8 protein-coding genes are annotated in these 12,988 nt (G+C 67.3%); 2 read left to right on the forward strand and 6 right to left on the reverse strand.

Annotated features, from left to right (window positions below):
- The first annotated feature begins 82 nt into the window (after window positions 1–82).
- Together ACXPWS_RS30595 and ACXPWS_RS30600 are read left to right on the forward strand one after the other, a co-directional pair.
- Complete coding sequence (locus ACXPWS_RS30595; protein WP_458710240.1) at window positions 83–664, forward strand: hypothetical protein; 582 nt, start codon at window positions 83–85, stop codon at window positions 662–664.
- The gene (locus tag ACXPWS_RS30600) at window positions 661–1,059 is read left to right on the forward strand and encodes a TIGR03668 family PPOX class F420-dependent oxidoreductase (RefSeq protein WP_458710241.1); all 399 of its coding nucleotides are present in this window, start codon (window positions 661–663) and stop codon (window positions 1,057–1,059) included. The genes ACXPWS_RS30595 and ACXPWS_RS30600 overlap by 4 nt, the downstream gene beginning before the upstream one ends.
- Here ACXPWS_RS30600 and car (ACXPWS_RS30605) read toward each other — a convergent pair.
- The 6 genes from car (ACXPWS_RS30605) to ACXPWS_RS30630 all read right to left on the reverse strand — a co-directional run bounded on the left by car (ACXPWS_RS30605) (window position 1,056) and on the right by ACXPWS_RS30630 (window position 12,955).
- Window positions 1,056–4,541: a carboxylic acid reductase gene (gene car / locus ACXPWS_RS30605; protein ID WP_458710242.1), complete on the reverse strand. Its 3,486-nt coding sequence runs from the start codon at window positions 4,539–4,541 to the stop codon at window positions 1,056–1,058. The two genes, ACXPWS_RS30600 and car (ACXPWS_RS30605), sit on opposite strands and share 4 nt — an antisense overlap.
- A gap of 169 nt (window positions 4,542–4,710) precedes the next feature.
- Window positions 4,711–8,184, reverse strand: coding sequence for a carboxylic acid reductase (gene car, locus ACXPWS_RS30610; protein WP_458710243.1), 3,474 nt, complete (start codon window positions 8,182–8,184; stop codon window positions 4,711–4,713).
- A gap of 204 nt (window positions 8,185–8,388) precedes the next feature.
- Window positions 8,389–9,282: a DMT family transporter gene (locus ACXPWS_RS30615; protein ID WP_458710244.1), complete on the reverse strand. Its 894-nt coding sequence runs from the start codon at window positions 9,280–9,282 to the stop codon at window positions 8,389–8,391.
- A gap of 100 nt (window positions 9,283–9,382) precedes the next feature.
- A complete protein-coding gene (locus ACXPWS_RS30620; protein WP_458710245.1) occupies window positions 9,383–10,585 on the reverse strand; it encodes a cytochrome P450 in 1,203 nt (400 codons plus the stop codon).
- An 84-nt stretch (window positions 10,586–10,669) separates the two neighbouring features.
- Entirely contained in the window at window positions 10,670–11,674 is a 1,005-nt protein-coding gene (locus tag ACXPWS_RS30625; protein ID WP_458710246.1) for a LacI family DNA-binding transcriptional regulator, read from the reverse strand.
- A gap of 36 nt (window positions 11,675–11,710) precedes the next feature.
- On the reverse strand, window positions 11,711–12,955 hold the full coding sequence (locus ACXPWS_RS30630; RefSeq protein WP_458710247.1) for an MFS transporter: 1,245 nt from the start codon (window positions 12,953–12,955) through the stop codon (window positions 11,711–11,713).
- Window positions 12,956–12,988: the final 33 nt, after the last annotated feature.

The raw sequence follows: 12,988 nt of genomic DNA on the forward strand, positions 1-12,988 counted from the left end.
CGCCCCATCCCGGGCGGGTGACCCGGCGTGCCGATCGGGCCGGACTCGGTGTTTGTGCAGGTCGGCGCCTACTATCTGGGGTGTGGCTGAACGCGAGGCCCCAGGGGGTGCACACTCCCGGGTGGACGAGGGCGCCGATCCGGTCGATGCCGGCGGCGCGATCGGCGCCGACCACCCCAGCTGGGTGGGACATAACGCCAGCGTGTGGGACGACCCGCGGCTATTCGAACCGGTAGCCGCCCGCCACGAGCCCGAGCCCGGGCCGTTCGACGCATTCAATGCGGGAACGTGGACATTCAAACCTCCACCGGCGCCCTGGTATCGCACCCAGAAGGCGACGCTGGCCCTGCTCGCCGTCGGCGCCGCGGCCATCGCCATCGTGGTGTCGGTCGTGCTGCTGGTGTTCTCGGGCTCGGGTGATCAGGACGCCCCGGACCAGGTCGACCCGTCACCGTCCGCCACGCCCACGACCACCACCACGTCGGTGCCTGCCCCCGAACCACCACCGCCGCCTCCACCGCCCCCGCCGCCGCCGCCCCCTGCGCCGGCGGAGTCCGCCCCGGCGCCCCGGCAGCGCAGTGAGCCGGAGCCGTCCTCCAAGCCCAGGATCAACGTCACCCGATCGCCGATCAGTGTTGCGCCGCAGCCCCGGTCGCCCCGATGACCGAACCGGCCGGGTTGTTCGCCGCGGCGCCCGTCGCGGTGTTGGCCACCGTCTCCGACGGCGTCCCGCACCTGGTGCCGGTGGTTTTCGCGGTCAGCGGTGACACGGTGTACACCGCCGTGGACGCGAAACGTAAATCCACCCAGCGGTTGCGGCGGCTGGCCAATATCGAGGCCAACCCGCGGGTGAGTCTGCTGGTCGACCATTACGCCGACGACTGGGCACAGCTGTGGTGGGTGCGCGCCGACGGTACCGCCGAGATCCATGCCCACGGTGACCAGATGGCGATCGGTTATGCGTTGTTGCGGGTCAAGTATCGGCAGTACGAGCGCATCGCGCTGGACGGTCCGGTGGTGACCGTCGACGTCAGCCGATGGTCGTCCTGGCACGCCTAGAGCAGGCCGAGCAGCTGCAGATCGGTGATGTACTTCTCGATCACCGGCGCGGTGACATGCGGAATGTCTTTGTCCGGGCCGATTTTCGCCTCTTGTACCGCCGCACGGAACACCTCGGTCGGGGCGATAGAGCCGTTCACCGGGGTCTCGGGGTGCTGGTAGTTGTGCAGCAGTGGCAGTAGCGAGGCTTGGCGCTGCTTGTCCGGCAGGCCACGCAGGGTGCTCTCGAAGCGCGCCAACCAGTTCGGGTAATCGCCGACCCGCTCGATCTTGTACCCGGCGTCGATCAGCCAGTCGACGAAGGTGTCCATGCTGATGCCGTCGTCGTAGGGGTTCATCACGTGGTAGGTCTCGAAGCCACTCTGCACATGCGCGCCGAGGGTCGAGATGGCTTCGGCGATGAACTCCACGGGCAGTCCGTCGTAGTGCGACTGCCGGCGACCACCGTCGGCGTCCAGTGCGTAGAAGGATTCCGGCGCGATCCCGGTGGCCACCAGGCTGAACATCATCCGGGTGAACATGTCCGGCAGGTTCAGCTGACCGGCGTAGGTGGTGTCGGCCAGGATCATGTCGCAGCGGAACACCGACACCGGCAACCCGGCCAGATCATGGGCTTCGCGCAGCAACACCTCACCGGCCCACTTGCTGGTGCCGTACCCGTTGGCGTAGTTGTCGTTGATCGCGCGCACCGCGCTCATCACCCGGACGTCGGCATCTTCGACGAACTTGCCGGGTTCGATCTGGTCGCCCACGCCGATGGTGGAGACGTAGATGAACGGCTTGATCTTGGTGGTCAGCGCGATGCGGATCAGTTCGGCGGTGCCCAGTGCGTTGGGACCGAACAGCTCGCTGTAGGGCAGCACGTGGTTGACCAGCGCGGCCGGATCGACGATGAGGTCCACGGTGTCGGCCAGCCGCTGCCAGGTGGCCCGCTCCAGTCCCAGGTCCGCCTCGCCCTTGTCGCCGGCGATGACCTCCAGGTGGTCGGCGGCCAGTTCCCGGTAGTGCGCGAGCAGCTTCGGGTCACCGGTGTCGAAGGTCTTGTCGAGACGCCTCCTCGCCTCCTCATTACTACGTGCCCGCACCAGGCAGATCAGCTTGCCGTCCACCAGGTCCATCCGCTCCAGCCACTCCAGGGCCAGATACCGGCCCAGGAACCCGGTCGCACCGGTCAGCAACACCGTACGGATCTCGGTGCTCACCTTCGGAAGTGCCGGGGCGGCAGCCAGAGTCGCGGCGTCCAGGAACTTGTCCAGGGTGAGCTCGCTCGCGGTGACCTCGGCGGCGTGCCGGCCATGCACGGAGGCGAAGGTGGGCCGTCCGGTCCCACCGGCACGCTGGGTCTCGATGTGATCGGCGACCGTCTGCAGATCCGAGGCCGGGCTGACGATCACCGACACCGGCACCTCCACACCGAAGATCTCCTGCAACAGATTGCCGAAGGTCAACGCCGACAACGAATCCCCACCCAGATCGGTGAAGTGCGCGTCCGGGGCCACATCCGAGGTCGACGCGCCGAGAAGGGCGGCTGCGGCGCGGCTGACCGTCTCGAGCACCGGTGCGTCGGCGCCCTCGGCCCGCAACGCGCGCAGTTCGCGGGCCTGTACGTCGGCCAGCTCGGTGTACAGCTCCTCCAGCGCGGGCCCGTACTGTGCCTTGAGCTTGGGCCAGGCCAGCTTGCGGATACCGGTCAGCAGACCGTTCTCCACCGTGAACGGGGTGGTCTCGATGAGGAAATCACGCGGGACCTCGTAGGACTGCAGATCCTGCGTCTTGGCGACATCCTGCAGCGACTCGGCGATGGCCCGTTTGAGGCCATCGGTGTCCAAGCGCGACAACGCTTCCGGGGTCGGCACCACCACGGCGAGCAGGTACGGCTGGGCGCTGTTGCCGTAGACGTAGATCTGGCGGACCAGCGGGCTGTTGTTGCTGAATGCGGCTTCCAGCTTGGCCAGCGTGACGAATTCGCCCTGCGCCAGCTTCAGCACGTTGTTGCGCCGGTCCACATAGCGGATCTGGTCGGGTCCGAGCTCGGCGACGATATCGCCGGTGCGGTAGAAACCGTCCTCGTCGAACACGCCCGCGGTGACTTCGGGCCGCTTGTAGTAGCCGGGGAACAGGTTGACCGTCTTGACCAGAAGCTCGCCCCGCGGATGCGGTTGGTCGGTGCGGTAATAGCCGAGGTCGGGGACGTCGACCAGCTTGTAGTCGATGGTCGGCGGGCGCTGCACCCGGCCGTCGAAGAACACCATGCCGGCCTCGGTGGAGCCGTAACCCTCGCGCAGGTGAATACCGAGGAAGTCCTCCACCCACGCCTTCAGGGCGTCGGTGATCGGCGCCGAGCCGGTCATCGCGTCCACGTAGCGGCCGCCGAGCAGGTTCTCCCGCATATCGGCCAGCACCGTCTGCTCATCCGCTCCGTGGCTGGTGCGGCTCTGGAACTCTTGGTAGAGCATCTCCCAGACCCTGGGCACGAAGTTCAGCTCGGTGGGGCGGGACAGCGCCAGATCGTCCAGCAATGTGGACAGGTCGGCCCGGGCAGCGAAGTAGCAGGTGCCACCGGCGGCCAGGGTGCTGTACAGGATGCCGCGACCCATCACGTGGCTCATCGGCATGAAATTGAGGTTGATGGACGCGACGCTCGGCCCGAACCAGGACTCGCTCGAGCGCTGCCAGAAGGAGGCGACCTGGCTCTCCAGATACATCGCGCCCTTGGGGGCGCCGGTGCTGCCGGAGGTGTAGATGAGCAACGCCAGCGGATTCGGGTCCTCGGCGCTCGGCGCCGGCGCCTGCGGCAGATCGGCGCCTCGTGCCAGCACTTCGGACAGGGTCTCGATGGTCACCGCGGCCGGGATCAGTGCCCCGGCGGCCGCAGCCAGCGCCTCGCGCTGGTCGTCGACCTCGGGGTGGTAATCGAACACGACGACGCGTTCGGGTGCGTGCCCGGTGAGTGCCAGCTCAACGGCCTCGTCGAGATAGGAGATGCTGGCGGCGATGACGCGCGGCTCCGTCTCCACCAGGATCGGCGCCAGTGCGGACGCGGCCGAACTGGACTGCAGGGGAACCGAAACTGCACCGATCTGGCCCAGCGCGGTGTCGATGACGGTGTAGTCGGCGCTGGTGAATCCGAGGATGGCCACCCGGTCGCCGGCTTCCAGGCCGACGGCATGCAGGGCGGCGGACGCCGCGCGGACCCGGTCCCACAGTTCGCCGTAGGTGACGGTGTCAAAGCGCGCAAGCAGCGCTGCGGCGGTCCGGCCGGTGGCCGGGTCGGTGACGAACTCGACGGCGCGCTGCCCGAGGGCGGGCCTGTCGGCGTAGCCGGTCAGCACGCTCTGCACGATCTGCGGGAGCCTGATCCCGGGGGCTTCCGCGGCCCTGCCGACGGCCGGGTCGGGGCGCGCCGCGGCGAACTGCGGATCATTGGCGATCAAGTCGGCGATGCGGCGTTCGAGCCGTTCGTCTTGGGTATCGTTCGGCATCACAAAACCTCTAAAACGTGTGGTATTTCAATACAAATCAGGGCGAGCGCGGCGTTGGGCTCTACTAAGAACGACGAGCGGGCGGGCCGTCGAATTCCCGCCCGTGGCTGTCAATGCGCTGAGAAAAGCCTGGCCACCACGGGGGTGCATGGTGACCAGGCTGTTGTCCTCAGAGCAGGCCGAGCAGCTGCAGATCGGTGATGTACTTCACGATCACCGGCGCGGTGACATGCGGAATATCTTTGTCCGGGCCGATTTTCGCCTCTTGCACCGCCGCACGGAACACCTCGGTCGGGGCCATCGCCCCATTCACCGGGACGCCGGGCTGCTGGTAGTTGTGCAGCAGTGGCAGCAGCGAGGCTTGGCGCTGCTTGTCCGGCAGGCCACGCAGGGTGGTCTCGAAACGGTCCAGCCAGTCGGTGTAGTCACCGACCCGCTCGATCTTGTACCCGGCCTCGATCAGCCAGTCGACGAAGGTGTCCATGCTGATGCCGTCGTCGTAGGGGTTCATCACGTGATACGTCGCGAACCCGTCGTCGATATGCGCACCGAGGGTGGAGATCGCTTCGGCGATGAACTCCACGGGCAGTCCGTCGTAATGAGCGCGTTGCCGATTCCCTTGAGCATCAAGCTGATTGAACGACTTCGGTGCGACGCCGGTGGCCACCAGGCTGAACATCATCCGGGTGAACATGTCCGGCAGGTTCAGCTGGCCGGCGTAGGTGGTGTCGGCCAGGATCATGTCGCAGCGGAACACCGACACCGGCAACCCGGCCAGATCATGGGCTTCGCGCAGCAATACTTCACCGGCCCACTTGCTGGTGCCGTACCCGTTGGCGTAGGTCTCGTCGACGATCCGGGTGGCGCTGATGGTCCGGATGTCGGCGTCCTCGACGAACTTGCCGGGTTCGATACCCCAGCCGACGCCGATGGTGGACACGTAGGCGAACGGCTTGATCTTGGTGGTCAGCGCGATGCGGATCAGTTCGGCGGTGCCCAGTGCGTTGGGACCGAACAGCTCGCTGTAGGGCAGCACGTGGTTGACCAGCGCGGCCGGATCGACGATGAGGTCCACGGTGTCGGCCAACCGCTGCCAAACATCTTGATCGAGGCCGAGATTCGCCTCGCCCTTGTCGCCGGCGATGACCTCTAGGTGGTCGGCGGCCAGTTCCCGGTAGTGCGCGAGCAGCTTCGGGTCACCGGTGTCGAAGGTCTTGTCGAGACGCCTCCTCGCCTCCTCATTACTACGTGCCCGCACCAGGCAGATCAGCTTGCCGTCCACCAGGTCCATCCGCTCCAGCCACTCCAGGGCCAGATACCGGCCCAGGAACCCGGTCGACCCGGTCAGCAACACCGTGCGAATCTCGTTGGCCGGACCGGGAAGTGACGGCGCAACGGCGAGGGTGGCCTCGTCCAGGAACTTGTCCAGGGTGAGATCGGCGGCGTGCACCTCCTTCGCTCCGGCACCGTGGATGGACGCGAAGGTGGGCCGTCCGGTGCCACCGGCACGCTGGGTCTCGATGTGATCGGCGACCGTCTGCAGATCCGAGGCCGGGCTGACGATCACCGACACCGGCACCTCCACACCGAAGATCTCCTGCAACAGATTGCCGAAGGTCAACGCCGACAACGAATCCCCACCCAGATCGGTGAAGTGCGCATCTGCGGCGACGTCACTGCTCGCCGCACCCAACAGCGCGACCGCGGCCCGGCTGACCGTCTCGAGCACCGGCGCGTCGGCGCCGTGCTGACGCAAGGCCTGCAGTTCGTTGGCCTGGCCGTCGGCCAACTCGGTGTACAGCTCCTCCAGCTCGGCTCCGTAGCGCTCCTTGAGCTTGGGCCAGGCCAGCTTGCGGATACCGGTCAGCAGACCGTTCTCGACGGTGAAAGGCGTTGTCTCGATGAGGAAGTCCCGGGGAACCTCGTAGCTCTGCAGGTCGGCGGACTTGGCAGTGTCCGTAAGCGATGCGGCGATGGCCGCTTTGGTCGCGTTCGGATCGGTGGGTACCACCACGGCCAGCAGGTAGGGCCGCGAGCTGTTGCCGTAGATGTAGATCTGCTGCACCAGCGGGCTGTTGTTGAACGCGGCCTCCAGCTTGGAGACGGTGACGAACTCGCCCTGGGCCAGCTTGAGCACATTGTTGCGGCGGTCCACGTAGCGGACCTCGTCGGGGCCGAGCTCGGCGACGATGTCGCCGGTGCGGTAGAAACCGTCCTCGTCGAACATCTGCGCCGTGATCTCCGGGCGCTTGTAGTAGCCGGGGAACAGCTGGGTGGACTTCACCAACAGCTCGCCGCGCGGATGCGGGACGTCGGAGAGCCGGTACCCGAGTTCGGGCACGTCGACCAGTTTGTACTCCAGCACCGGCGGACGGGTGATCCGGCCGTCCACGAAGACCGAGCCGGCCTCCGTCGAACCGTAGCCCTCCAGCAGGTGCTGCTCCAGCAGGCGTTCGACCCAGGCCTTCAGTTCCGGCGAGATGGGCGCCGAGCCGGTGAGGGCACTGATATAGCGGCCGCCGAGCAGGTTCTCCCGCATATCGGCCAGTACCGTGTCCTCGTCGGCGCCGTGGCTCATCCGGCTCTGGAATTCCTGGAACAGCATGTCCCAGATGCGCGGCACGAAATTCAGCTGAGTGGGGCGGGTCAGCGCGAGGTCGTCCAGGAAGGTGGACAGGTCGGCGCGGGCGGCGAAGTTGACGGTGCCACCGGAAGCCAGCGCGCCGTACAGGATGCCGCGGCCCATCACGTGGCTCATCGGCATGAAGCTCAGCACGATCGAGGGCACCTTGCCCTGGCTGTCGTCCCAGTGCGCATTGGCGGCAGGGCGCCAGATGTTGGCGACCTTGCTCTCGAGGTACATCGCGCCCTTGGGGGCGCCGGTGCTGCCGGAGGTGTAGATCAACAGGCTCAGCGGGTCGGCGTCCGGCGCGGTGTCGGCGACCACACCCTCGATATCGGGCAGGGCCGCACCACGGTCCAGCACGTCGGCGAACGTCTCGACCGCGACCCGTCCGCCCAGCCGGACCCGCGCGGCCTCGACGGCCTCACGCTGATCGTCTACCTCGGGGTGGTAGTCGAAGACCACCAGGTGCGTGGTCGCGGCGCTCTCGGCGAGTTCGACGGCGTCGGCGAGGTAGTCGATGCTCGTCGCGATCAGGACGGGTTCGGTCTCGGCAACGATCGGTTGCAACTGCGCGAATTGCGCGCTGGTCTGCAGCGGCACGGAAACGGCACCCAACTGGGTCAGCGCGGTGTCCACGGTGGTGTAGTCGACGCTGGTGAAGCCCAGGATGGCGACCCGGTCGCCGGCGCGGACCGGCTGGTCGTGCCACGCGTTGGCGACCGCTTGGACGCGGTCCCAGAGCTGCCGGTGGCTGATGGTCTCGAAGCGCGGGAGCAGCGTGGCGGTCGTCCGCCCGGTCACCGGATCGGTGACGAACTCGACGGCGCGCTGGCCGAGCGCGGGACGATCGCCGTAGCCCTGCAACACGGTCTTGACGACCGCGGGCAGGCGCAGCCCCGGCTTGTCGACGGCGGCGATCACCTCCGCGCTGGGCGCGGCGGCCGCGAACTGCGGGTCGGTCTCGGAAAGGTGGCTCAGGCGGCGCTCGAAGCGCTCGTCGCTCAAGTCGTTGGTCATAGGTGAACCCCCGAATGTTCTCGATCAGTGGCTAATTTTGGTGTTGTCTGCCGGGCTCTTCGACCCGCGCCTCAAACAACGTTAGCAAAACTAAAGATATGCCCGCTCGTGGCGGCTACCAGGGGGTTGTGAGCAAGAACACCGCCGCGGTGCCCGCGACCTGGCTTCCAGGAACTTGACAGCCGATGGCCGGGAAAGTCCCAGCTAACTGCGTACGGGCGCCTTGTGCGCTTCCAACTGGGCCTCGTAGGCCCCTTCGTCACGGCCGAGCGCAATGGTCGCCGCGGTCATCGCGACCACCGCGGCGGTCAGCACAATGGACTCCCAGCCGTTGGCATCGAGCGTCTCACCCAGGATGAAGGCACCCAGCAGCACGGCGGCCAGCGGTTCGATCACGATCATGGTGGGCACCGAGGTCTGCAGGGAACCGGCGTGGAACGCCGACTGCTGCAGCAGCGTGGCCACCACGCCCAGGGCCACCAGGACGTAGGGCACCGGGGTGGCGAGCACCTGGGCGACGCTGTCGCGGGCCAGCAGATGCGTGAGCACCTTGGTCATCACCGCGACCATGCCGAACAGCACCCCGACCCCGACCGCCAACAGCACCGCGCGTTGCCAGCCCGGCCTGCGCACGGCGATCGCCACACAACCGACGACGAGAAGCAGGCTGATCGCCACCACCACCGTGATCTGGCCGGCCGGTGCGAGCGGCTCGTTGGCGCGCGGATGCGCCAGCAGGATGAACACCGCCAGTGCCAACGTCAGCAGGATCGCCCACAACCACTCGCCGCGGGTGACCCTGCGGTGCGCCAGCCGTGCACTCAGCGGCAGCGCGAACAGCAGCGCCGACACCAGCAGCGGCTGCACCACCAACAACGAACCGTTCGCCAGCGCCAGCGCCTGGAAGACGAAACCCGCCACAGCGGCGGCGGTACCGGCCCACCACAGTGGACGGCGCATCAACGTGGCGATCATGGCAGTGCTCACCCCGTGTTCCGGGGGGACGTCGAGGGTGGCGCGCTGGCGCACCACGATGCCGACGGCGGCGAAGATCGCGGCGCACAAGGCGAACAGCACCACCAGGGCATGGCCAAGCACGTCACAACCCTATGGGGTCGGCGGGCCGCGCGCCTAAGAGCGCGGTCAGGCGCTCGGTTCGGCGTCGGTCACCCGACCGATCGAACCGGTGCACCGGCCATCACGGGATGTGGACCGGCATCGAATCCCAGCCGCGGACCGTGGAGGTCGGCGACAGCTTGGCGTTCGGCAGGTCGACCTCCCACTCCGGGAAACGCTTGAGCATCTCCTCGAGTGCGATCCGGCCTTCCAGGCGCGCCAATGCCGAGCCCAGGCAGAAGTGGGTGCCGACACTGAACGCCAGATGCTGGCGCTGTTCGCGGTGGATGTCGAAAATCTCACCGTCGGGTGGGAACTGGCGGCTGTCGCGGACGGCCGAGCCGATCAGCATCATCATCGCGGCACCCTGGGGCACCGTCTGGCCGTAGTACTCGACGTCGCGCGTCACGTACCGCGCCACGTGCGGCGCCGGCGGTTCGAAGCGCAGCAGTTCCTCGATCGCCTGCGGGATGAGGCCGGGGTTCTCGACCAACTGGCGGCGCTGGTCGGGATGCTCGGCGAGCACCTTGGCCGCCCAGCCGATGAGCCGGGTGGTGGTCTCGTTGCCTGCGCCGGCGACCACGTTGATGTAGATCAGCAGCTCTTCGCGGGTGAGCTTGCGGGTCACGCCCTGCTCATCGGTGAACTCGACGTTGAGCAGGTCGGTCATGATGTCGTCGGACGGGTTGTCCTTACGCCAGTCGATATAGGTCTCGAAGATCGATCCGTCGATCAACCCTTCGCTGGCGGCCTTCATCGGCTTACCGGCCTCGGTGCGCATCTGGTCGTTGCCGTGGTCGCGGATCATCTCCTGGTCGTCCTCGGGGATGCCGAGCAGGGTGCTGATCACCCGCATCGGCATGATGGCGCCGAAGTCGGTGATGAAATCGAGCTTGCCCGCGCCGACCAGGGGGTCGAGCGCCTGCGCGCAGAATTCCCGGATCTTAGGTTCCAGGGCGGCGATCTTGCGCGGGGTGAACATCCTGGCGAGCAGTTTGCGGTGCGTGGTGTGGATCGGCGGATCCTCGAAAATCAATGCACCCGAGGGGATTTCGATATCAGCTTTGATGAGTTCGATGATCGCGCCGCGGGCCGAGCTGAACGTCTCGTGGTCGATGAGTGCCTTGTTCACATCGGCGAACCGGCTCAGCGCGTAGAAGTCGAACTCTTCGTTGTAGTACAGCGGCGCCTCCTCCCGCAGCCGGGCGAACGCCGGGTACGGGTTGGCGTTGATCTCGACGTTGTACGGGTCGAAGTACACGTCTTTGCTTGCGTCGACCGTCACTGAAATAACTCACCTTCTCCGGAGGCTGCCGGTTACTTACTCGCGTAAGTTACGCGGGTCGGCACCCCGGGGCAAGCATGAAGGTCAGGTGGAGGCCCGCTGGATCAGGTGCGCGACGTCGTCGCTGCTGGGCTCCCGCCCGCTGGGATACCCGAGCTCGGACATCATCGCCGCCACCGACACCTGGACGATCGTCCTGGCGTCCAGACCCACCGAGGTCAGCGGCGGCCCGCTCACCGCGCCCAGCGGGATCGCGTCGACGCCGATGACGGCGAGGTCCTGCGGGCAGCGCAGCCCGGCCTCCCTGATGCCGTGCAACACCACCAGTGCGGTCTCGTCGCTCTGCGCGCAGACCGCCGTCACCCCGGCCGCTACCCAGCCGCGCACCACGGCCGCCGCGTCGCTGCCGTCGGCGGCGACGGCACCGATCTCGATGTCGGGCAACTCGGTGGCGGCCACCCGCAACCCGGCCAGCCAGTAGTCGCCCAGTGGGCGCAGCGCCGCGGCCTCGGCGTAGGCGAACGCCAGCTTGCGGTGCCCGCGCGACACCAGGTGTGCCACCCGCATCCGGCCGATGCTCAGATGCAGGTCGCCCATTGCGTGCAACTGCGTACTACCCAGGTGGATCTGCGGAATACCCGCTGCGACAACGGCTTCCAATGCCGCCCCGCTCAGCGGGAAGACACTGGTGACGGCGATCGGATTCAGATCGGCGACGGCATCGACGACATTGCGGCCGTCGTCGGTCTCGAATTGCAACGACAGCACGATGCCGTGCCGGCCCAGTTCAGTGGTCAGCCGGCTGCCGACCTCCAGCAGGAGTTCACCCAGAGAGAACCGTGGCACCACGTAGAGCACCACCCCGCTGCCGCCGCGGGCCAGGTTGCGGGCCGCGAGGTTGGGCCGGTAGCCGAGCTGGCGGGCCGCATCGTGCACGGCGGCCCGGGTCTGCGCCGAGATGGTCTGGCCTTTGACGTCGTTGAGCACATAGCTGACCGTCGCCGGCGAGACCTTGGCCAGTCGCGCGACGTCGGCTTTGGTCGGCCGTGCCGATTTGGACGGCCCCGTCGGCCTGGCCCGCACACCCATCGGCCCATCATGGCAGGCCGCCCGGCGATCGCGCGGTTATCTGCGCAGCGTGAGGACCGCGCCCAGGGACAGCGCCGCCGCGACCATCAAATAGGCCGCCGGGGCGAGCACGCTGCCGACGTCGGCGGTCAGCCACGTCACGACGTAGGGCGTGGTGCCGCCGAACAGGGCCACGCACACGTTGTAGCCCACCGAGAAACCGCTGTAGCGCACCCGGGTGGCGAACAGTTCCACCCCCGCGGTCACCGCCGTCGACACATACACCGACTCGATGGCGGCCAGGGCACAATGCGCGCCGATCGCCGCGACCACCGACCCCGAATTCAGCAGCAGGAAAAGCGGATACGCCAGCACGATGAACGCCGACGATCCGGCGATCAGCAGCGGACGCCGCCCGATCCGGTCCGACAGCGCGGCCAGCGGCAGGATCAAGATCAGCGCCACCAGACTGGCCAGGGTGATCGATACGAACGATGCCGTCCTGCTGTGGTGCAGAGTCTTGATGAGATAGCTCGGCAGAAAAGTGAACACCACGTAGTAGCCGACATTGAAGATCAGGAACAGGCCGATCACTTGCAGGATCGGCCGCCAGGACGTGGTGAGCGCCTCGCGCAGCGGCCGGCCCGAGACGCCGTCGCGGCCGCTGAGTTCGGTGAACTCCGGGGTGTCGTCCAAGCGCAACCGGATGTACAGGCCGACCAGGCCCAGCGGCGCCGCGAGCAGGAACGGGATGCGCCAGCCGTAGCTGTCCATGGCGGCCGCCGGCAGCGTCGCCTGCAACACGGTGACGGTGACGGAACCGAGCAGAAATCCCAGCACTCCGGACCAGGCCATGAACGTCACGGTCAGACCGCGGCGCGCCGGGTCGGCGTACTCGGCGAGATAGACCGCGCCGCCGCCGTATTCGCCCCCGGCCGAGAAACCCTGCAGGCAGCGCAGCCCGAGCAGCAACAGCGGGGCGGCCACCCCGATCGAGGTGTAGGTCGGCAGCAGGCCGATCAGCAGCGTCGCGCCGGACATCAACAGGATGACGACCGCCAGCACCTTCTGCCTGCCGACGCGGTCGCCGAGCGGGCCGAACACCAAGCCACCCAGCGGACGCATGAAGAAGGCGGCGGCGAAGATGGCGAAAGTGTTGAGCAGGGCCGCGGTGTCGTCGCCGGCCGGGAAGAAGTGCGCGGCGATGAAAGTGGCCAGAAAACCGTAGATCGCGAAATCGAACCATTCGACGGCGTTGCCGATCGAGGCGCCGACGACGGCCTTGCGTACAGCGATGGACATGCCGACCCACGGTAATCAGGCACGGACCGAGAC

This window comes from Mycobacterium sp. BMJ-28, from assembly GCF_054404835.1.

What these genes read in the sequence shown, in the direction of transcription:
- car (WP_458710242.1), bottom strand. Translation starts at nt 4,541, where the DNA reads ATGCCGAACGATACCCAAGACGAACGGCTCGAACGCCGCATCGCCGAC.
- ACXPWS_RS30625 (WP_458710246.1), bottom strand. Translation starts at nt 11,674, where the DNA reads ATGGGTGTGCGGGCCAGGCCGACGGGGCCGTCCAAATCGGCACGGCCG.
- car (WP_458710243.1), bottom strand. Translation starts at nt 8,184, where the DNA reads ATGACCAACGACTTGAGCGACGAGCGCTTCGAGCGCCGCCTGAGCCAC.
- ACXPWS_RS30630 (WP_458710247.1), bottom strand. Translation starts at nt 12,955, where the DNA reads ATGTCCATCGCTGTACGCAAGGCCGTCGTCGGCGCCTCGATCGGCAAC.
- ACXPWS_RS30600 (WP_458710241.1), top strand. Translation starts at nt 661, where the DNA reads ATGACCGAACCGGCCGGGTTGTTCGCCGCGGCGCCCGTCGCGGTGTTG.